The sequence below is a fragment of the Nocardia sp. NPDC052254 genome (genome assembly GCF_040679495.1).
Classification (GTDB): domain Bacteria; phylum Actinomycetota; class Actinomycetes; order Mycobacteriales; family Mycobacteriaceae; genus Nocardia.
In genome coordinates, this window is record NZ_JBFAUW010000004.1 from 389,405 (window position 1) to 409,523 (window position 20,119).

The following is a 20,119-nucleotide window of genomic DNA, read 5'->3' on the forward strand; positions in this document are numbered from 1 at the left end:
CGCTCCGCTGGCCCCGCGGCACCGGCACTGGCATGCTTGACAGGTGACCCTCATCCGGTTCGTCCTGAACGTGCTCTGGTTGGTTTTTGCCGGGTTCTGGCTGGCGATCGGCTACTTTCTGGCCGGGATCATCTGCTGCATCCTGATCATCACCATTCCGTTCGGGATCGCCTCGTTCCGGATCGGCGCCTACGTGTTGTGGCCGTTCGGCCGGGAAGTGGTGCAGAAGCCGGATGCGGGGGCGCCGTCACTGGTCGGCAACGTCATCTGGGTGATCTTCGCGGGCTTCTGGCTGGCGATCGGGCACCTGGCGACGAGCATTCCGCTGTTCATCTCGATCATCGGGATCCCGTTCGGCTGGGCGAACCTCAAGCTCATCCCCGTCTCACTGATGCCGCTCGGTCGCGAAATAGTCTCCAGCGACCGCGCTTTCGGCAGCTGAACACCTACTCCGACGCCGCGACCAGCTGCTTCATGATCGCGACCGCATCGGCGAGTACGCGCAGCTGATCGGGGGTCAGCCCGGACAGCTGATCCGACATCCATGCCTCACGCGCGTTGTTCTCGTCCTGGATCAGCGCCTTGCCGGCATCCGACAGCGACACGATGACCTGGCGGCCGTCGGTGGGATGCGGATCGCGCCTGACCAGCTGCAACTCCGACAGGGAAGCGATCACCCGGGTCATCGACGGCGGTTGGACACGTTCCTTGGCGGCGAGTACGCCGGGAGTCATCGCCCCGTCCCGGGCCAGGGTGGCCAGCGCCGACAGCTGAGTGAGCGAGATCTGGGCGTCGCTGCGGCGGCCACGCAGATGTCGCGTCAGTCGCACGACCGCCAGGGACAGTTCACCAGCGAGCGCGCGGATATCGGAAGGCGTTGTCACAGAGCCAAACGATACGTGACGCCCGCATATCACTTACGACGTTCCCGCCGCTATCGTTGTGCTGTGACACCCGATGCGCCCGAGATCCCGCCGCGGCTCACCGATCCGCGGCCTGTGCTGGCGATCGGCAGCCTGGTGTGGCTGGTGGCGACGGTCGTGGTCTGGTGCGTCGACAGCTGGGCGGACGCGCGGCCGATCTGCCTGATGGGGCTCGCGGTGGGGCTGCTCGGCTACACCATTTTCGTCATTCAGCGCCGCGGGTCGCGGCGAGGAGACAAAGGCGCGCAGAAAGGATTGTGACGTTCCGGCGATGACGCGCCGGAGCACGCCACGCGAAACCGCGCCGACTTTACGGTGTGCAAATTGACTGCACGCCGTCCTGCGGCTTAACTCGCTTGCGTGTCCTCCCGATTGAGCGTCGAAGAACGACGAGCCCACCTGATCGAGGCGGCTATAGGCCTCGCCGAGAAAAAGGGCGTGGCCGGGGTAACCACGCGCGATGTCGCGCAGGCCGCCGGGGTATCGCTCGGTGTGGTGCATTACTGTTTCGAGAACAAAGATGCACTGATGACCGAACTGGTCAAAGCCTTGTCGATGGAATTGCGCGATTCCGTCGAGACCAATGAAACGGTGTGGCAGGGCGTCGGAAGTGGAAAAGAATCCCTTCAAAACCTGGTGCGCGCGAGTCTCGAACTGCTGTGGGTGAACATCGAATCCACCCCCCATCGGCAACTGCTCACCTACGAGACCACCACCTACGCATTGCGCGAAAGTGAGCAGACTCCGGCGAAACTCGCGATCGCTCGCGAACAGTACGTTTTCAACGACTCCACGGTCGCCGACGTCCTCGAACACGCTCGCGTCGCCACCGGAACGGAATGGCGGGTGCCGGTTCAGACGCTGAGCCGATTCACCCTCAATGTCATCGACGGTGTCGTCCTGCGCTGGCTCGTCGACGACGACAGCGCTTCCGTTCGTACCCAACTCGACGTGCTCGCGGAGATGATCACCACCTACGCGAAGTAGGTCAGCGCGGGATCGGCTGCCGCTGGACGTGCGTGGTATCGCCCTCGCGCCACCACGGCACCGCCACGGTGGCCTCGTAGGCGCCGGTGAGTCGTACCTCGAGGCGATCGTGCAGGACCAGCTCACCGGTCAGCGGCGGCAGCCCGAACTGCAGTCGCAGCAGCACACCCAACGGCTCGGCGGCCCAATCGGTCCGCTGCCCGGGACCGAGGACCTCCGCGTGCACGGCCTCGGAGGCCGCCGACACATCGAGCAGGGTGGCCAGGTCGGCGGCGTGTTCGATATCGCCGGCGACCAGCCGGTCCGGTGGTAGCGCCAGCCCGAGCCAGGGGCGGTCGAGGACGAGTGCTCGCTCCGGATCGATCACCACACCGGAGAGGGCGCGCACCCGCTCCGGCACACCGATCTCGTCGAGATCCAGCTGCGGCACGGCCGCGGCCAGCCGCCGGTGGATCTGCGAAACCGCTTCCGGTGAGGTGGTTCTCGCCGGATCGGCGAGAGCTTCGAGGAGCGCGACCGCCAATTGGCCGGTGATGGTGGCGGGATCGGCCAGCACCGCGGCCAGCGCCGCCGAATCCACCTCGGAGAATCCCGGTAGTTCCGGCAGGAGGCCGGCGAACACCGGGTCCGAACCCGCGCGGAACACACCGAGCGGGCGATCGCCGATATGGGCGTGCCGACGCAACCACCAGGCGGTGTAACCATCTCGATCGGCCAGTAGGCGACGGGTGGCGGGCTCGCTCAGCAGCAATCGCAGAGCCTGCGGCCAGGCCTCGTCATCGACCAGATCCAGATCCCGCACCGCGGCGAAGCCCGGCGGATCCTCGGGCAGCCCCTGCCACCAGCGATCCTCATCATCGAGATCGTGGTCGGGACCGGTCGGATCGGTTTCGGTGACGACGGTGAATCCCCAGCCGACGCCGATCGCCCGCAGGGCCGCGGCCGAATGACGTTGCGCCACCTCGGCATCCAGGGTTCCGAACGGAGAATCGGCGATCAGCACCCCGGCCAGCGGGGCATCCGGCAGCAGCAGCTCGTCGGCGGGCCGCGAATCTCCGGTGTCGTCCGGAAGTTCGAGGGTCCCCAGCCAGGTCGGCAGGGTGGTATCCGGCGGCAGATGCGCGGCCAGCGTCAGGACGGCATCGCGCAATTCCTCGTCGTCGGGCCGGTGATCCAGCTCCGCACGCAGCGCCGGGTCGGTGAGCAGATCCGAGACGTCGGCCTGCCGCGCGCCGAGCCGCGCGAGCAGTTCGTGTGCCGCCTCCGGATGAACCAGCCGCGCCCAGGGCACGGCCACGACGTCGTCGAGCCGATCGTCGAAGACCACCGTGCGCGGCCCGGTGACGAGGCGGCCGTCCGACAGTGGCACCGCCAGCGCACCCAGTTCCTCGGCCGCCAGCGGATCGCTCACGAACGGCTCCAGGGCGTCGTAGAGCGAATACCACCATTCGGGCGGGCGCGACACGCTGCCGGTCAGTTCGGCGATGCGGGCCAGACCGATTCGGTGCACATCCACCACGGCGAGCAGCTCCGCGGTGGACCGGCCGGAAAGCTCGGCGACCACCAGCGGCCCCAGGAACTCCGCGAGCATGGCAGCGAGGTCGGCTGTGGCGCCGAGGAATACGCTCGCTCGCACCGGGGCCGCGACGGCATCGTCCGACGCCGCATCGTCGGTGACGTCCGCGGTGGCGACCACCGGCAGCCAGGGCCGGTCCCGAAGCTGCGCCACGAGGGCCTCCCGCAGCACACCGTCGGCCTCGCTGCGGGCGAAACCGGGTGCCGGAATCAGGGCGGGCCGGTCGGCCGGAGGTAGTGCGCGGGCGAAATCGGCGTAACCCGCTGCCAATTCGGCGACCCTGGCACCCGGCATCAGCCGGCGCCGATCCGGTTGCAGGGCGATATCGGCGATGACCAGAGCCGGAAGCGACAATTCCTCATCGGTACGGGTCGGGGCGCGCAACACGTCCGCCGGCGCGGGCGCCGCGTGGCCGTCGTGTAGTGGTAGCAACCAGCGCGCCCGTTCGGTGGTGTACTCCCACCAGCGATGGTCGGTGCCGGACAGATCGGTCACGCACACCTGCCGCAGGCCGCCGGCGTGATCGTCCACGGCCCGCCAGGCCTCGTCGTTCTCGATGCGAATCGAATGCAGGCCGGGAAGTTCCAGCAACAGGTCCGTCGTCTCGGCGCGCATCGCCGCGAGCAGCGCCGCGGCATCGACGTCCGCGCGCAACCACACCACGATCTCGCTGTCGAACCCCTCCTCCGGCGCGGCGGCGACCGCCCAGGCCAGCCGGAGCACCGGAACACCCGCACCGTCGAGGTCGGCCGGGATCTCGATTCCGTGCTCGCGCAACTCGGCCCGGGTCTGGGCGCGCGAGAACCGTAATGAGCCCGTGGTGGAACGGAATTCGATCTCCTCACCGGCCGACAACACTGCGGTGAAACCCACGCCGAAGCGCCCCACCGCGGTTCCGGTTTTCCCCGAGGCGCGCAGCGCGGTGAGGGCATGCACGCCGGAAAGATCCAGCGGCGCACCGGTATTGGCGACATGAAGCGCCCGGCCGCGCAATCGTACCGAAATCCGGCCGGCGACACCGGCCTTGACCGCGGCATCGGCCGCGTTCTGGGCCAGTTCGGTCAGGAGCCGATCGCGATATCCGGCGGCGGCCAGATCCGCCTCGGTGGCCGCGTCCTCACGCAGCCGGGTGGGTGAATTCCGCCAGGCGGTGAGCACCCCGGCACGTAGCTCGGAGGTTCCGAACGGATCCTGCGTCTCCCCCACAGGCCCCCCGGCCGCGTCGGTCAGTGCTCCGCCGCTCCCGACTCGCCCGGGCGAACGCGCACCGCGGAAATCCCCCAGGCATCGCTGTAGGCGCTCCCCGGATCGGACTGCGGTGCAACGTTTTCGGCGTCCCGCGCACTCGACGAGCTGGTAGCGGAATCCTCGGTGACATCGCCCTCGGCCGACGAAACGCTCCCGGGAACATCGGAATCCACACCGCCGGCAACCTCCGGACCGGACTCGGCGCCCTTCGCGCGGACATCGGAGCCCGGCACGTCCGGCCCGGCCTCGGCGGAGTCCGCCGATTCGGAAATGTCGGCCGGACCGTCCACCCCGGCAACGGGTGTGGTCCGGGCGGGGGCGTCGGCCTTCGCCGTCTCGCCGGAGTCGGTGCTCGCGGACGCCTCGGCCGCCGCGTCGCCTTCCGACCCGGTCGTCTCGGAATGGGCGGGTGACGAACCGGTGTTCTCCCTGTCGGCCAGCGCGTTCGCGGGGGTGGGACGCGGGGCCGGAATCACCTCGACGGCGGCATCGTCGTAGGCCTCGTACAGCGGGGAACCCGCGCCGGTCGGCAGCTCGGTATCGGAGTGCGCGCCGCAGCCGTACCGCACGTGCACGACGCGGCCGTCGGCGCCCATCGAGTTGGCGCAGACGCCGAACGCGGCGCGCATGGCACCGGCCAGGGGAACGAAGAAGCCGCACACGCCACAGGTGCCGGGCGCCGAGCGGGCCATATCGGTATCCGGGCCGAATTCCGAGTACCAGCGCTCGGCGGCCTCCGAGCGGCCCTCGCGGCTGAGTACCTGGCGACGGCCCAGGCCGATGTCCTCGCACACCTCGTCGGCGGCCGGATCACCGGACTGCAGATATCCGGGTACCAAACGCTCGTCGTCGACTCGCGGCGCCAGCAGATCCCCCGGGGCCAGATCACCGGGCCGCACGCGCTGATCCCAGGGCACGAATTCCGGCGCCACCAGAGCGTCCGGCCCGGGCAGCAGCGCCGACTCACTCACCGTGGCGTATTCCGCCTCCGGTGCGGCCGCGACCACGACCGCCCACTGCCAGCCGCGGTAGCCCGGCAGGGTCGCCGCGAAACGGTGGGTGGCCGCACACTCGTCCTCGCCGGTCACACCCAGATGTTCGCCCACACCCGTGGGCTGCAACTCCAGGAGCGCACGACGTGCCAGGTCGACCGCCTCCGCCAGGATCGGTCGCACACCGGACTCCGAAACAGACACTGCGCTCACGTCCTACATTTTGCCGTATGACACGCCAACGCCGTGCGGCGGCCGCAGCACTACTGCTCGCAGCATCCACAATGCTGTCCACAACGGCCTGTACCGAGGACGACGATCACACTCCGCAATGGCGCGTCGAAGTGGTCGCCACCCTTCCACACGACCGGGGTGCGTTCACCGAGGGACTGGAGATCGACGGAACGACTCGCTACGAGAGCACCGGCATGAAGGGCGGATCCGGAGTGACCGCGACCGACCTGGTCACCGGATCACCGATCGCGAAAGCCACACTCCCCGGCAACCTCTTCGGCGAGGGCGTCACGCTGGCCGGCTCGACCCTGTGGCAGCTCACCTGGAAGGACGAAACGGCGTTCGCCCGCGACCCGCGGACCCTCGCCGAGAAGGGCCGGGTTTCCTACGACGGCGAGGGCTGGGGCCTGTGCACGCGCGGTGACCGGGTGGTGATGAGCAACGGCAGCGACACTCTGACCTTCCGCGACCCGAACACCTTCGCCGTGACCGGATCGATCACCCTCACCAGCCACCACGACGCCCGGCTCAACGAACTCGATTGCGCGGCAGACGGTTCGGTCTACGCCAATGTCTGGCCCACCGAGCACATTCTGCGCATCGACCCCGACAGCGGGGCCGTGCTGGCCGACATCGATGCCGGCGGCCTGCTGAAACCCACCGAGAGCGCGGGCGCCGATGTACTCAACGGCATCGCTCAGCTACCCGGCACCGACAACTTCCTCGTGACCGGGAAATACTGGCCCACCATGTTCGAGGTCCGATTCGTCCCGGCCTGAGCAGACCGTGCGCAGCCCGCGATCGGACACCCGGCGCGCCCGGATCGACGACACGCATGGGATCACAGCCCGGCCGGAGTACACGAGTCTGCGGCGTGCGAGAGAATCGACATGTGACTGCCTCCCGCGAACCCTCCGGTACCGAACCCGGTCCGTGGGACGGCGAGGAGTATCCCGCTACCCGGCGGCATCCCGGTTACGACCGGTACCCACCGCCGAACGCCCCGTCGTCGCACCCACCGTCGTCACGGCCACTGCCTCCGCTCCCCCGCCACGGTGGGGAACCGGATGTACCCGAATTCGTGACCCGGCGGATGTCGTCGGGGGAACCGCCGCCGGACCTGCCGCCGCGCACCAAGCCGATCGAGAACCCGGGCGGATCCGCCGAGCCGCACGACACCCTGGACGCGGGACGGCCCACCACCGAGCGCCCCCGCCCCAAGGACGCGAAAATAGCCGGACGCCAGCGGGTCCCGCGCAAGATGACGGTGACCCGGGTGATGGCGATGCGCACCAGGGACCTCACCGAGAAGGGTTTCCACACCTTCCAGCGCGCCGCCCGTGCCGACGGTGCGGGCGAATCCGGGCTCACCGCACTCGTTTACGCGACGATGGCCAATTTCGCCCTCGACGCGGCGATCGCGGTGGCGCTGGCGAACACCCTGTTCTTCGCGAGCGCCACCGCGGAATCCAAGACCAAGGTCGCGCTGTATCTGCTGATCACGATCGCGCCGTTCGCCGTCATCGCACCGCTGATCGGACCGTTGCTCGACCGTCTGCAACGCGGACGCCGGCTGGCGCTGGCGGCCTCGTTCGCCATCCGGATCCTGTTCGCGATCCTGCTGATCTTCAACTTCGACAGTTGGGCGCTGTACCCGCTGGCGCTGTGCATGATGATCTCCAGCAAGTCGTTCGCGGTACTCAAGAGCGCGGTGACACCGCGGGTCCTGCCACCCGGTATCGATCTGGTCCGCACCAACTCCCGATTGACGGTGTTCGGTCTGGTCGGCGGCACGCTGGGTGCGGGCGCGGTGGCCGGTATGGTCGCCGCCGTCGCCGGTTCGGTCGGCGCGCTGGTCTTCGCGGCGTTGATCGCCGGGGCCGGGACCTATCTGAGCCTGCGCATCCCGTCCTGGGTGGAGGTCACCGAGGGCGAGGTCCCCGCCACCCTGGGCTATCACGCCCGCCGGGGCGGTACCGAGGTACTCGACCGGGACGAGAGTTCGCCGGTGAAACCGAGCCGCCGGCGCCAGCCGCTGGGCCGATCGGTGGTGACCGGACTGTGGGGCAACAGTGCCATCCGTGTGCTCACCGGCTTCCTGACCTTCTACGTCGCCTTCGTCGCCAAATCGACCGAGCACCGCCCGGTACAGCAGGCCGCGATGCTCGGACTGGTGGGCGCGGCCGCGGCGATCGGCAACTTCGCCGGCAACGCCACCGGCGCCCGGCTGAAACTGGGCAGGCCCTCGCTGATCGTGGTGGAGTGCACCGCGGCGTGTACCGCGGCCGCGGTGATCGCGACCCTGCTCGACAATCTGCTCGGCGCCGCGGTCGCCGCCCTGGTCGCCTCCTGTGCGAGTGCACTGGCCAAGGTCTCGCTGGACGCCTCGATTCAGGACGATCTGCCCCCGGAGTCGATCGCCTCCGGATTCGGTCGTTCGGAGACGGTTCTGCAATTGTCCTGGGTGATCGGCGGTGCGGCGGGCGTGCTGCTGCCGACGGTCTATTGGGAGGGTTTCGCGGTGGTCACGGCACTGCTGGCGCTGGGACTCGCGCAGACCTTCGTCAGCTACCGTGGGCATTCGCTGCTCCCCGGATTGGGCGGTAACCGTCCGCAGCACGCCAAGCAGGAAGTCCCCCTAGCGACAGGAAATCAGCCACAGTGACCAAGCCCAGCACCCGCACGATCCTCGCGCTGGCCCTGGCGGCAGTTCTGGTGGTCGCCGCGGTCACCGCCGGCATCGTGGCGGTGGCGGTCCACGACGCACGCGAGCCCGATCCGGCGGTCACGGCCTACGCGCACGGTAGGACCGTGACGGTCCCGCCCTACCTCTACTGCACGATCGGGGAGCCCGATCAGCACGGCAGGGTCGAGCCCGCCTGCAAGCGCAGCGAGACCGTCGCGCAACTGAATCCGCCACTGGGCTATCCGGTACAGCTCTCGCTGCCGCGGCACGTCTCCGACGCACCGTGGGTGATGGTGCTCGAGTACGAACAGATCGGCCACCCCGGCAAGACCGTGCAGCACCTGGCCTCGTACCGCAATTATCCCGAGGGCACCCGGGCCGTCACCGTGGACAGCCATCCCGAACCGAATCTGCGCCTGATCGGGATCGAACTGCAGTTGCTGCTGCTGGTCCGCGACGAGGCCGGCAACGAATCGTTCGCGCCGTATCAGGCGTGGTCGATCATGGCTTCCTGACGCGACCTCTTCGCATGGCCGCTCGCGGACTCAGTGATCGAGTTCGCGAGCGACGCCGCGCACCACTTCGGCGATGCGCTGCGCGGTCTTGCGGTCGGGGTACTTGCCCTTGCGCAGATCCGGCTGCACCGTCGCCTCCAGCAGGGTGATCATGTCCTCGATCATCCCGTGCAGGTCGTCGGGCGCCTTGCGCGGATGCGAAGGGGCTTCCTTGCGCCCCTGGGCATTGCGGCCCTGCGAATTGCGCACCGAGGGCAGCGGATCGAGCAGCTTCAGGCTCAGCGCCTGCGGGCCGCGCCGGCCCGCGGCCATTCCGAATTCGACGCGCTGGCCGGGTTTGAGCGCCTCGACGCCCTCGGGCAAGGCAGAAGACCGAACGTAGACGTCCTCACCCTCATCCTGGGAAAGGAAGCCGAAGCCCTTGTCCACGTCGTACCACTTCACCTTGCCGGTCGGCACCGCACTCACCCGTTCGTCATCGTTGCCCGATCCGCCCCGCGGGACGAATCCGGACCCGGTCGTGATTCCGGCCGTTCGCCGGAACCTGTCTCTGTTCGACAAGAACGCGCCCCACACAGCTATGCAGGACGCGATTGCGACGAGTCTACCCCGGTGGGGGTATCGGTAGCACATCCGTTTTACGGTGCACCAATGCCGGATTCCCCCACCCCAGACTCTCCCGCACCCCGGACGCCCCGGCGTTCCGGTGAGGTGTTGTTGCGCGTGGCCGTAGGACTGTTCGCGGTCGGCGTGCTGGCGATCATCGCGATCTTCCTCACCCCGCTGGTGACCGACGCCGACCCCCCGCTGTGGCTCTATCTGGTCGCGATGGCGGCGACGCCGCTGGGCCTGCTGCTCGCCATCGTCTTCGCGCTCTGGTCCGGTCGTCGGGCGCGATGAAAGGACGGACGGCGCTGAATGAGATTTGCCAACACACCCATCATTTACACGTGTGACCTTCGTCACATAACAACAGTATAACGCCAGGGTCACGACCAGCACTCGACGCAGACACGCCGTACTCACCTGCACAGACGCCGATCCGGAAGCTATTGGGGCACAGCGCGACCGGTCATACACGCCGGTTACCAAATAGTGATTTTTCAGCCGGTTCGTCGTACCGTCTAACGCAGCCGGGGCATCCCGGCACCACCGGCCCGCCGCACCGAACCTCGCCCCGCGGGTACGGACCCCAAGGAAACCCAGGGGCGAGGGCGGGGAACCCACGTTCCCACAGAGGATTTCGGAGCCCACCGGATGTCGGGCCTCGAACCTTCGCAGGGAAGCGGGAACGTCCGGAAACGGTCGCTCCCTTGGGGTGAAGTCCCGGAAATCCGGGACCGGACGGCCTCTCAGTCCGAACCCGACAGCTCACCTCGCAGGCGCGTACGAGAGGAAGACGACCCGACATGAGTGGACGCCATCGCAAGCAGACCAACACCGGTCGCACCGTCGCCAAGGTCGCTGTCTCCACCGCGATCATGGGTGGCGCGGGTGTGGCTCTCGCTGGACACGCCGCCGCGGCTCCCGATGCGGAGTGGGACCAGCTCGCACAGTGTGAATCCGGTGGTAACTGGGGCATCAACACCGGCAACGGCTACCAGGGCGGTCTGCAGTTCTCGCAGTCGACTTGGGCTGCTCACGGTGGTACGCAGTACGCCCAGAGCGCCAACCAGGCCAGCCGCGAACAGCAGATCTCCGTCGCCGAGAAGGTGCTCGCCACCCAGGGCTGGGGCGCGTGGCCTTCCTGCTCCTCCAATCTCGGCCTGCACGGCAGCGCGACCCAGCGCGAAGTTCCGGCCTCCCCCGCGCAGAGCCCCCAGTGGCAGGCTGCCGCCCCCGAGACCCAGGCTTCGACCCAGGCCCCCGCAGACAGCAACCAGCAGGTCTTCTCGGCCGTGCAAAAGGCTGTCGACGCCGCCCAGTCGCAGGGCGTGCAGCTGCCGCAGCCGGCACTCGATGCCTACAACGCGTTCAAAGCCAGTGGCGCCAAACTCGATCCGTCGATCGTCGACTTCTACCAGGCGAACAAGGGCCTGTTGCCCAACTGATCGCCCGCGCGAGAACCTCCGCAACGAGAGAGGCCCGCATCCATTCCGGATGCGGGCCTCTCTCGTTTCGTGTCAGCGGTTGATGACCGTGTGCGGATGCACATACGGCAGATCGGTCGCCGGCACGGGAAATTCCGTCTCCTCGCCGTAAGGCGACAGGCCACCGGAACGAGCCGACGACAGTTCGGTGACCGCGTGGTCACCATGGTCCACCTGGGGCCAGCCGTTGTCGACGTAGGGTTTCTTCGATTTGTTCACCACGGCCTCATTCTGGCATGTTCACTCGCCGTAGTCTGGATTGGATGACCACGATCGATGCCCGGGCCTCCGACGACGGCGCCGGGACGCATTCCGATGCCGGCACCGGTGCCGGTGAGCCCGGCACGCTCACCGGCTGGCTGAGCGCACGCAGCGACGACGATCTCGTCCGGCTGCTCGATCTGCGCCCGGACCTGGCGGTGCCGCTACCGGGTTCGATGACCGTCCTGGCCGCCCGGGCCGAACAGCGGGCGTCGGTGCTGCGCGCCGCCGACGATCTGAACACGCTCGAATTCGCGATTCTCGAAACCCTCGCGGCGAACGGCGCATTCGGCGGCGACCGCCAGGATTCCCCGCTGTCCCGCGCGCGCCTGTTCGAAGCCCTCGCCGATCGAGCGCCGGTTCCCGCGGTCGAAGCGGCGCTGCACCGATTGATCGACCGTGCGCTCGTCTGGGGTACCGAGACACTGTTCACGGTGGCGGCCGCGCCGGACGCGCTGCCCTGGCAGCTGGGCGCCACCACCGAATTGCCCGATGCGCTCACCGAACCCGAGATCGAGACCGCCCTGCGCGAGATCGGCGGCACGGAACGGGCACTGCTCGACAAACTGGCCACCACCGGTCCACGCGGCCGCACCCGCGATGCCGCACCGGGCACCGACCCGGACCGGCCCGTGCAGCGCCTGCTGGCTCGCCGCCTGCTGAACCCGATCGACGACGAGACCGTGGAGCTCCCCCCGGCCGTGGGACAGGTGCTACGCGGCGAGCCGGTCACCGATCCCCAAACGCTCACACCCCCGCTGCCCCGGCAACGCGAGCACACCGCCGCCGATGTGAACGCCGCGGCCGCCGGTGAGGTCGGTGAGCTGCTGCGCCACAGTGACGACGTCCTCGAGGTGCTCTCGCGCATGCCGGCACCGGTACTGCGAGCGGGTGGCCTGGGCGTACGCGAACTGCGGCGGATCGCCAAACAGGCCGGTGTGGACGAGGCCCGGGTGAGCCTGCTGGTGGAGGTGCTCGCGGCGGCCCGACTGCTGGACAAGGGAATTCCCGATCCACCCCCGGACGGCGATACCGGCGAGGACCACTGGGCACCCACCATCGTTTCGGACGGCTGGCTGACCGGCCCCGCCGCACGGCGCTGGACGGTGCTGGCGCACGCCTGGCTCGAACTGGACCGCTTCCCGTGGATGATCGGGCTGCGCGATGTCAACGACAAGCCGCTGGCCGCGCTCTCGGCCGAACTACGCTCCGCGCACGCCGTCCCGGACCGCCGCGCCATCCTCGCGGTGACCGCGGAGTATCCACCGGGTACCGCGATTTCCGGCGCGGATGTGGCGCGACTGCTCGCCTGGCGAATGCCGCGCCGGCGCAGGCATTTCCGCATCGAGGCGGTGGAGCGGACGCTCGCGGAGGCAGCGGCCCTGGGCATACTCGGCCGGGGGGCGCTGACCTCGGCCGGACGCGCACTGTTACACGGCACCGTCGCCGATGCCGAGGCGGAGATGGATGCGGCGCTACCGGAACCGGTCGACCATGTGCTCGTCCAAGCCGATCTGACGATCGTCGCTCCCGGCCCGCTCACACCGGATCTGCGCGAGCGGGTCGAGCTGGTCGCCGACATCGAATCCGCCGGCGCCGCGACGGTCTACCGGATCGGCGAGGGATCGGTACGCCGCGCGCTGGACGCCGGAATGACCGCGGCCGAACTGCATCAGCTGTTCACCGCCCATTCGCGTACACCGGTTCCCCAATCGCTGACCTACCTGATCGACGATGTCGCGCGCCGGCACGGGCGGTTGCGGGCCGGAATGGCGCAATCGTTCGTGCGCAGTGAAGATCCGGCCCTGCTGGCCGAGGTACTGGCCGCGCCGGTGGCCGGTGAGCTGGCACTGCGCGCGGTCGCACCGACGGTGGCGATATCGCAGGCCCCACTGGGCGAGGTACTCGAACATCTGCGCGCCGCCGGATTCAGCCCGGCCGGTGAGGATTCCGCGGGGGCCATCGTGGATCTGCGGCCTCGTGGGGCGCGGCTGTCCACCCGGACCGGCGAGCGCCAGGCCTGGCGGCCCACACCACCCAGTACCGAACAGCTCCGGCTGCTGGTGGGCGAGCTACGAGCCGGTGAGAAGGCCGCGCGCAGCCGATCCGGGCAGCGGGTACGCAGTGACGGCACCCGCACCAGCACGGCCGCGGCCCTGGCACTGCTGCAATTGGCTGTCCGGGTGCGCCGTCCCGTGCACATCGGCTATGTCGACGCGCAAGGGGTGGCCACCCAGCGGATCGTCGAACCCGTACGCGTGGCCGGCGGTCAGCTGGATGCGACCGATCCCGACACCGGTGCGATCCGGCACTTCACGTTGCACCGGATCGCGTCGGTGGCCCTGGTCGAGTGATACCGGGGCGGAGCCGGCTCAGCTCTTGGGGTTGGCCAGGCAGAACGTCGTCTTGGGATCGGACAGGGTCAGGAAGGTCGAATTCGCGTCACAGAGGAATTCGTCGCTCTGCCCGTCGACCCGCTTGACGACCTTCACCGTGGCCTCGGTCGAATCGCATTCGGCGACGGAGAATCCGGTCGTCTTGTCGTCGTGATAACAGCTGCCCTGTTTGAGATTGGGAGCCAGGCACAGATAAGCCGTGGTACCGCCATTGAAGGTCTCCTCGTACGAGGAGTATTCGGTCCCACAGTCCTGCTTCTTCTCGGAGGACGACTTCACCGTGTACACGGCGTCGGCCGAGGAACAATCCACCGGCTCGGTCTTGGAGTCGGCGGGCGATCCCTCCCGCACATTGATGCACTCTCCGACCTTCGCGCGGGCGGTGTCGGATTTGGCAGCATCGGAAACCATCGAACAGCCGGTCACTGCCAGAGCGGCAACCGCCGTCAGTACCAGCACGAGACCCGCAATCGGTCTCGGTCCTGCGAACTTCACCTACGAAAACCTTTCTCGCCGAACCGTTCACCCACGGCGAACGTGGTGGGGAGAATACCCGCCCGCCCTGCCGGGCGGGTTCCGCCTCACATATGCAGCGCATGCAGGCCATTCATGGCCCACAGGGAATAATTGATGACACTGGGCAGCAGGTGGCTCAACATCTGGAGCCCGAGGGAATTCACGATCGACACCTTTCGAAAATCCGTACGTATCGGACCACACGCACGCGATCAGTAGTCGATATCGTCGCCCGAATCGTTACGCTCGGCACCATGCAGCTCGAGGAGATCGCCGCTGAGCTCTATGCCCTCGATCCGGCACAATTCGTGTCCGCGCGCGACGGGCGGGCCCGCGCCGCCCGCGCGGCGGGAGACAAGCCGCTGGCCACGGCGATCACCCGGCTGCGGCGGCCGACCGTCGCGGCCTGGGCGGTGAATCTACTGGCACGCAACGCATCTCGAGAACTGGGCGCACTACTCGATCTCGGCGAGGCACTGGGCCGGGCGCAGCGAACGCTGGCCGCGGAGCAGATGCGGACGCTGGCCGGACAACGGCGCACGGCGGTGAACGCGTTGACGCACACGGCCGCTCACCTGGCCGCCGAATCCGGGAAGACCCTCACCGAACCGGTCCTGCAGGCGGTGGCCCGGACACTCAACGCTGCGCTGGCCGAACCGGAACTGGCCGAACGGGTCCGCGCCGGAGTGGTGGCGGCGGCGGCCGACTACGCCGGTTTCGGCCCCGCCGGACCGGAACTGGCCGCGGTGCCCGATGCCGACGCGGCTCCGCCACCGCCGGTGGTGCCGGGCGATGCGCTCACGGCCGCGACGAGCGCGCTGGAATCCGCCCGGACGGAGCGGGATTCGGCCCGGGCCGAACTCGACCGCAGACGCGCAGACGTCGCCGGTCTCGCCGAGCGGATCGCCGCGGCCCGGGCCGAACTGGACCGGGCCGAGGAAGCACACCGGTTCGCCGCGACCGGCCTGACCGCCGCCGAGATCGCGGTGGATCGGGCCGAAGCGGAACTCGGGCGGGCCGAGGCAGCCGTCGAGGACCTGCGCGACTGATCCGCCACTGGAACGGTTGCCGCCCGGCCGTTTCCGATCAACCGCGCAGGTCACCCGGGTAGAGGTACTGATCCGGCGGCGGCGTGGCGGAGTCGAGCCAGGCCGCGAAGAACCCGGTCAGATCCGTGGCCGTCTTGGATTGGATGTAGCTGCGGAATTCCGGCATCGAGGCATTGCCGTAGGCATGCGCCTGCACGAATTGAGCCACCGCCGGGAAGAACACATCGTCGCCGAGTTCGTGCCGCAGCGCGTGCAGGAACAGCGGCCCCCGGGAGTAGACCGTGGTGAATTCGTTTCCGGCGCCGGGATTCTGCAGCGGGATTTCCCAATACTTGGGCTTGTCCAGCATCTTGGCGATCGTCTTGCGATAGAGGGCGTCGACATCTTCGCCCTCCTTGCGTTCGGGCCACAGGTAATCGGCGGTATAGCTGGCGAAGCATTCGTTGAGGCACACATCGGACCAATTCCGCACCGACATGGAATCACCCCACCACTGGTGGGTGTTCTCGTGGATGACGGTGTTGAGATCGGTCCACGGCGCATAGATCGGCCGGGTCTGGGTTTCCAGGGAGAATTGCAGATCGGTGTCGACGTAGATACCGCCACCGCTCTCGAAAGGATAAGGGCCGTAAATGGATTCGATGAAGTCCAGGATCTCCGGCAATCGCTGTTCCAACGCCTTGCCCTTCTCGGCGCCGGGAGCGAAGGCGCTGATCAGCGGGGTGCCGTTGGCGCGCTGCTGATCGAGGAAATCGAAGTGGTCGATCGCGACCGTGGTCAGATATCCGATGCTCGGGTGTTTCGAACTCCACGTGACCGTGCGCCGGTTGCCGTCCACCCGATCGCTGACCCGCAATCCGTTGGACATCGCCTGCCACTCCTGCGGCACGGTGACCCGCAGATCGAAGGTCGCCTTGTCCAGCGGGGTGTCGTTGAGCGGGTACCACGATGTCGCCGAATGTGGTTCGCCCGCAGCGAAGGCGCCGCCGCTGGGCGAGATGGTCCAGCCGGAGTCGGGGGTGTCGCTCTCGGTACCGCCGTACTCGACCATGACGGTGAACGGCAGCCCGGGCAGGATCGGCAGCGCGGGAGTGACGGTGAGCTCGTGCTCACCATTGCGGGAGAAGCCGGCCGGGAGATTGTTCACCGATACCCGGGACACCGCGGGCCCCGCGTAATCGAGATTGAACGCGCGCAACGCCTGGGTCGACGTCGCGTCGATCCGGGCCGTGCCGGTGAGATGGCGGCTGGGCGGGTCGTAGTCGATGGCCACGTCGTAGTGCCCGACGTCGTAACCGCCGTTACCGTCGTCGGGATAGTAGGGATCGCCGAGACCCGGTGCGCCGGTGAACGGATCGGCGGCCGGTTGTGCGTGCGCCGGCACCGGCTGTGCCTGCGCGGGTAACACCAGCGCGACCCCGAACAACGCGCCGGAAACCAGATATCGTGCCCATACTCGCGATTTCACCCCAGCCACCTTCCCACCCACGGCGTGCGGACCAACCGACGATGCTAGTCGGCGGCGGACACCACCGGTGCGAAGGCCTCGTCAGCCGCGCAATTCCTCCGGCAACTGCTGCGGATCCAGCAGCAGCCGTTTGGAATCCACCCGGCCGACCTTCTCCGCGAGACCGAGATTGTCGGCCAGCAGCTTCCACTCCACATCGCTGATGGCGGCCCGCGCGCGTTCGACGACACCGAGATCGCGCGTGCCCCAGGCGATCGGCATCGCGGTGATCGGCTGGCGCAGATCGCCGACCGACCGCGGCGCCCGATCGGCCCGTACGGTGACCGCGGGTACCTGCTCGCCCGCATCGGTCCGATGCCCGGGTAGCGCCCGCACCACCCGGGTGATCAGCGCGTAGCGCGGAACCGCACCCGGCTTGGCCAGATTGACCAGCGCCAGCAGCGTGACGCCCTTCCCCTGCCGGCCCGAGACCACCGCCGGAACCAGCTCGCCCTCGGCGTAGAGCTTCTCGATGCGCGAGCGATACGGCGTCCACAGGGCCACGAACAAAGCCGTGATGGTCCCCAGTGCGAAGGCGACCGCCAGCAGGAAGGAATAGGGATGGTTGAGCCAGATCAGTCCGGCTGTCCCCAGTCCCAGCAGCACGGCCGCGGTGAAGGCCAGTACGCGCAGCCGCCGGATATCGCGGACGACCTCGTTCACCGCCCGGGCATGATCGCGATCGACCGCGAATTCGAAGCGTCGCACGTGTCAAATCCTCATATCTGTCGGCCGTGCCTTTCCGATCGGCGGCGCTTACCCGATCGCCGGGCCCAGTAGGTCGTCCGCATCCGTTATGCGATAGGCATATCCCTGTTCTGCCAGGAAACGTTGCCGATGTGCCGCATATTCGGCATCCAGCGTGTCACGCGCCACCACGGAATAGAAGTGCGCCTGGCCGCCGTCTGCTTTCGGACGGAGCAAACGCCCCAGCCGTTGTGCTTCTTCCTGGCGGGAGCCGAACGTGCCCGAAACCTGTACCGCCACGGATGCTTCCGGCAGATCGATGGAGAAATTGGCGACCTTGCTGACCACCAGCACCGGAATCTCGCCGTTGCGGAAGGCGTCGAACAATGACTCGCGTTCCTTCGTCCGGGTCGAGCCCTGGATGACCGGGGCATTCAGGTGTTCCCCCAGCTCGTCGAGCTGATCGAGATAGGCGCCGATCACCAGGCTGGGCGCATCCCCGTGCCGGGCCAGGATCGATTCGACAACGGGCAGTTTCGTGCGCGCGGTGGAACAGAGTTTGTAGCGCTCCTCTGGTTCCGCGGTGGCATAGGCCATACGTTCGGCCTCGGTGAGCGTGACGCGCACCTCGACACAGTCGGCGGGAGCGATCCACCCCTGCGCCTCGATGTCCTTCCACGGGGCGTCGTAGCGTTTCGGGCCGATCAGGGAGAAGACATCACCCTCGCGACCGTCCTCGCGCACCAGTGTGGCGGTCAGCCCCAGCCGCCGCCGCGACTGCAGATCCGCGGTCATCCGGAAGACCGGTGCGGGCAGCAGATGGACCTCGTCGTAGATGACCAGACCCCAGTCCCGGCTGTCGAACAGTTCCAGATGTTTGTATTCGCCCTTGGTCTTGCGGGTGATCACCTGATAGGTGGCGATGGTGACCGGCCGGATCTCCTTGCGCTCACCGGAGTACTCCCCGATCTCCTCCTCGGTCAGCGAGGTACGCGCGATCAGCTCGCGCTTCCACTGCCGGCCGGCCACGGTATTGGTGACCAGAATCAGCGTCGTGGCCTGTGCCTTGGCCATCGCGGCCGCGCCGACCATGGTCTTACCCGCGCCGCAGGGCAGTACCACGACTCCGGATCCACCGGCCCAGAACGAGTCTGCCGCCAGCTCCTGATAGTCGCGCAGCTCCCATTCGTTGGTGCCGAAATCCAGATCGATACGGTGGGCCTCGCCGTCGACGTAGCCCGCGAGATCCTCGGCGGGCCAGCCGATCTTCAGCAGCATCTGCTTGATCCGGCCCCGCTCGGAGGGATGCACCGCGACCGTGTCGTCATCGATGCGGGAGCCGAGCATCGGCTGGATCTTCTTGTGCCGCAGCACCTCTTCGAGCACCGCTCGGTCCAGGCTCGCCAGCATCAGGCCGTGCGCGGGATGTTTGACCAGTTGCAGCCTGCCGTAGCGGGCCATGGTCTCGACCACGTCGACCAGCAGCGGCTGCGGTACCGCGTAGCGCGAGTAGTTGACCAGCGCGTCGACGACCTGTTCGGCGTCGTGCCCGGCCGCGCGCGCATTCCACAGCGCCAGCGGCGTCACCCGGTAGGTGTGCACGTGCTCGGGCGCGCGTTCGAGTTCGGCGAAGGGTGCGATCGCCTGCCGCGCCGCGCCGGCCTGCTCGTGATCCACCTCGAGCAGCAGGGTTTTGTCGCTCTGCACGATGAGCGGTCCGTCCGTCACGGCACCTCCTCCAGATTCTCGGGCCGGCCCCCGTCGCAATTGTTGCCGGACCCCCCGACAAACCTTCATCAACCCTACGCGAGCTGCGCAGATGTTCGCCGATAGCGGATCCGGGCCGGGATCGCGCGTCTTATCCGCTGGTCAGCGGCGGCCAGTCCAGCGCGGGGCCCGGCGGGTCGGTGCGCAGGCGGGCGGCGATCCAGGAATCGCGGCGCACACCGCGCTGCAGCCCCGCCCGGCGCAGGTAGCCCTCGTAGTGGAAACCCGCCCGCCGGGCCACGGCCGCGGAGGCGACATTTCCGACGAAGGCACGCCATTCGATCCGGGTCAGCGCGAGGCCGCCGGTGGCGAAGCCGAAATCACAGGCCAATCGCACACTTCTGGTCATCAGACCGCGACCACGCGCCGTGGCAGCGAGCCAGAAGCCGATTTCCGCGGCACCGTCGTCCGATCTGGCATCCAGGCCGAGCATGCCCACGACCGGCCCACCGGCGGCGGTCCGGACCGCCCACACCGGGCTTCGCCCCGCCCAGCCGGGCGCGACGACATCGGACAGGAATCCCATGGCATCGGCACGCCGATAGGGCACCGGAACCACCGTCCACTCGGCGATGGACGGCTCCCGGCAGCAGTCGACGACGGTGTCGGCATCGGCCGCCACCGGGCGCGACAACCACACCGTGCCATCACTCAGTACACAGTCCCGCACCCCGCCCATGCTGGC

The 20,119-nt window shown here is 68.2% G+C and carries 20 protein-coding genes and 1 riboswitch; of the genes, 10 read left to right on the forward strand and 10 right to left on the reverse strand.

Annotation, left to right across the window (positions count from 1 at the left end; all coding sequences use genetic code 11):
• Positions 1-52 precede the first annotated feature (52 nt).
• Positions 53-442, forward strand: coding sequence for a YccF domain-containing protein (locus tag AB0L57_RS13810; RefSeq protein WP_364961381.1), 390 nt, complete (start codon positions 53-55; stop codon positions 440-442).
• A 4-nt stretch (positions 443-446) separates the two neighbouring features.
• On the opposite strand, the gene AB0L57_RS13815 is transcribed toward AB0L57_RS13810, so the two are convergent.
• Positions 447-884 carry a MarR family transcriptional regulator gene (locus tag AB0L57_RS13815; protein ID WP_364961168.1) on the reverse strand — a complete coding sequence of 146 codons (438 nt, stop codon included), beginning with the start codon at positions 882-884 and terminating at the stop codon, positions 447-449.
• A gap of 63 nt (positions 885-947) precedes the next feature.
• On the opposite strand from AB0L57_RS13815, the gene AB0L57_RS13820 reads away from it, so the two are divergent.
• Both AB0L57_RS13820 and AB0L57_RS13825 read left to right on the forward strand, forming a co-directional pair.
• On the forward strand, positions 948-1,184 hold the full coding sequence (locus tag AB0L57_RS13820; RefSeq protein ID WP_364961170.1) for a DUF2530 domain-containing protein: 237 nt from the start codon (positions 948-950) through the stop codon (positions 1,182-1,184).
• Positions 1,185-1,283: 99 nt separating this feature from the next.
• Positions 1,284-1,910 carry a TetR family transcriptional regulator gene (locus AB0L57_RS13825; RefSeq protein ID WP_364961172.1) on the forward strand — a complete coding sequence of 209 codons (627 nt, stop codon included), beginning with the start codon at positions 1,284-1,286 and terminating at the stop codon, positions 1,908-1,910.
• Between the two features lies 1 nt (position 1,911).
• Here the strand turns inward: AB0L57_RS13825 and AB0L57_RS13830 are convergent, their stop codons facing one another.
• Positions 1,912-4,692 (reverse strand): ATP-binding protein, encoded by a 2,781-nt coding sequence (locus AB0L57_RS13830; protein WP_364961174.1) that lies wholly within the window; start codon positions 4,690-4,692, stop codon positions 1,912-1,914.
• Positions 4,693-4,712: 20 nt separating this feature from the next.
• Positions 4,713-5,939 carry a DUF3027 domain-containing protein gene (locus AB0L57_RS13835; RefSeq protein WP_364961176.1) on the reverse strand — a complete coding sequence of 409 codons (1,227 nt, stop codon included), beginning with the start codon at positions 5,937-5,939 and terminating at the stop codon, positions 4,713-4,715.
• Positions 5,940-5,956: 17 nt separating this feature from the next.
• Between AB0L57_RS13835 and AB0L57_RS13840 the strand changes: the two genes are divergently transcribed.
• The 3 genes from AB0L57_RS13840 to AB0L57_RS13850 all read left to right on the forward strand — a co-directional run bounded on the left by AB0L57_RS13840 (position 5,957) and on the right by AB0L57_RS13850 (position 9,161).
• The gene (locus AB0L57_RS13840) at positions 5,957-6,739 is read left to right on the forward strand and encodes a glutaminyl-peptide cyclotransferase (RefSeq protein WP_364961178.1); all 783 of its coding nucleotides are present in this window, start codon (positions 5,957-5,959) and stop codon (positions 6,737-6,739) included.
• A 113-nt stretch (positions 6,740-6,852) separates the two neighbouring features.
• The gene (locus tag AB0L57_RS13845; RefSeq protein WP_364961180.1) at positions 6,853-8,625 is read left to right on the forward strand and encodes an MFS transporter; all 1,773 of its coding nucleotides are present in this window, start codon (positions 6,853-6,855) and stop codon (positions 8,623-8,625) included.
• Positions 8,622-9,161, forward strand: a complete 540-nt coding sequence (locus AB0L57_RS13850) for a DUF2771 domain-containing protein (protein WP_364961181.1) — start codon at positions 8,622-8,624, stop codon at positions 9,159-9,161. The genes AB0L57_RS13845 and AB0L57_RS13850 overlap by 4 nt, the downstream gene beginning before the upstream one ends.
• Positions 9,162-9,191: 30 nt before the next feature.
• On the opposite strand, the gene AB0L57_RS13855 is transcribed toward AB0L57_RS13850, so the two are convergent.
• On the reverse strand, positions 9,192-9,620 hold the full coding sequence (locus AB0L57_RS13855) for a cold-shock protein (RefSeq protein ID WP_364961383.1): 429 nt from the start codon (positions 9,618-9,620) through the stop codon (positions 9,192-9,194).
• A gap of 264 nt (positions 9,621-9,884) precedes the next feature.
• Here AB0L57_RS13855 and AB0L57_RS13860 point away from each other — a divergent pair, with 264 nt between their 5' ends.
• Together AB0L57_RS13860 and AB0L57_RS13865 are read left to right on the forward strand one after the other, a co-directional pair.
• Positions 9,885-10,061 (forward strand): hypothetical protein, encoded by a 177-nt coding sequence (locus AB0L57_RS13860; protein WP_364961183.1) that lies wholly within the window; start codon positions 9,885-9,887, stop codon positions 10,059-10,061.
• Positions 10,062-10,402: 341 nt separating this feature from the next.
• Positions 10,403-10,561, forward strand: a riboswitch (cyclic di-AMP (ydaO/yuaA leader).
• A 9-nt stretch (positions 10,562-10,570) separates the two neighbouring features.
• Complete coding sequence (locus AB0L57_RS13865) at positions 10,571-11,212, forward strand: resuscitation-promoting factor Rpf1 domain-containing protein (RefSeq protein WP_364961185.1); 642 nt, start codon at positions 10,571-10,573, stop codon at positions 11,210-11,212.
• Positions 11,213-11,284: 72 nt separating this feature from the next.
• Here the strand turns inward: AB0L57_RS13865 and AB0L57_RS13870 are convergent, their stop codons facing one another.
• Positions 11,285-11,473, reverse strand: coding sequence for a hypothetical protein (locus AB0L57_RS13870; RefSeq protein WP_364961187.1), 189 nt, complete (start codon positions 11,471-11,473; stop codon positions 11,285-11,287).
• A gap of 41 nt (positions 11,474-11,514) precedes the next feature.
• Here AB0L57_RS13870 and AB0L57_RS13875 point away from each other — a divergent pair, with 41 nt between their 5' ends.
• On the forward strand, positions 11,515-13,866 hold the full coding sequence (locus tag AB0L57_RS13875) for a helicase-associated domain-containing protein (protein ID WP_364961189.1): 2,352 nt from the start codon (positions 11,515-11,517) through the stop codon (positions 13,864-13,866).
• An 18-nt stretch (positions 13,867-13,884) separates the two neighbouring features.
• On the opposite strand, the gene AB0L57_RS13880 is transcribed toward AB0L57_RS13875, so the two are convergent.
• Positions 13,885-14,403, reverse strand: coding sequence for a hypothetical protein (locus tag AB0L57_RS13880; RefSeq protein ID WP_364961191.1), 519 nt, complete (start codon positions 14,401-14,403; stop codon positions 13,885-13,887).
• Positions 14,404-14,678: 275 nt separating this feature from the next.
• Between AB0L57_RS13880 and AB0L57_RS13885 the strand changes: the two genes are divergently transcribed.
• Positions 14,679-15,473, forward strand: a complete 795-nt coding sequence (locus tag AB0L57_RS13885; RefSeq protein ID WP_364961193.1) for a hypothetical protein — start codon at positions 14,679-14,681, stop codon at positions 15,471-15,473.
• 37 nt (positions 15,474-15,510) lie between these two features.
• Here AB0L57_RS13885 and AB0L57_RS13890 read toward each other — a convergent pair whose 3' ends face one another.
• The 4 genes from AB0L57_RS13890 to AB0L57_RS13905 all read right to left on the reverse strand — a co-directional run bounded on the left by AB0L57_RS13890 (position 15,511) and on the right by AB0L57_RS13905 (position 20,113).
• A complete protein-coding gene (locus AB0L57_RS13890; protein ID WP_364961195.1) occupies positions 15,511-16,941 on the reverse strand; it encodes a M1 family metallopeptidase in 1,431 nt (476 codons plus the stop codon).
• Positions 16,942-17,022: 81 nt separating this feature from the next.
• A complete protein-coding gene (locus tag AB0L57_RS13895; protein WP_364961197.1) occupies positions 17,023-17,688 on the reverse strand; it encodes a DUF3239 domain-containing protein in 666 nt (221 codons plus the stop codon).
• A 48-nt stretch (positions 17,689-17,736) separates the two neighbouring features.
• Positions 17,737-19,395: a DNA repair helicase XPB gene (locus AB0L57_RS13900; RefSeq protein ID WP_364961199.1), complete on the reverse strand. Its 1,659-nt coding sequence runs from the start codon at positions 19,393-19,395 to the stop codon at positions 17,737-17,739.
• A gap of 130 nt (positions 19,396-19,525) precedes the next feature.
• Positions 19,526-20,113, reverse strand: a complete 588-nt coding sequence (locus tag AB0L57_RS13905; protein WP_364961201.1) for a GNAT family N-acetyltransferase — start codon at positions 20,111-20,113, stop codon at positions 19,526-19,528.
• Between the last annotated feature and the right edge of the window lie 6 nt (positions 20,114-20,119).

Coding starts and splice junctions, on each gene's coding strand:
- AB0L57_RS13885 (WP_364961193.1), top strand. CDS start 14,679: ATGCAGCTCGAGGAGATCGCCGCTGAGCTCTATGCCCTCGATCCGGCA.
- AB0L57_RS13865 (WP_364961185.1), top strand. CDS start 10,571: ATGAGTGGACGCCATCGCAAGCAGACCAACACCGGTCGCACCGTCGCC.
- AB0L57_RS13875 (WP_364961189.1), top strand. CDS start 11,515: ATGACCACGATCGATGCCCGGGCCTCCGACGACGGCGCCGGGACGCAT.
- AB0L57_RS13905 (WP_364961201.1), bottom strand. CDS start 20,113: ATGGGCGGGGTGCGGGACTGTGTACTGAGTGATGGCACGGTGTGGTTG.
- AB0L57_RS13840 (WP_364961178.1), top strand. CDS start 5,957: ATGACACGCCAACGCCGTGCGGCGGCCGCAGCACTACTGCTCGCAGCA.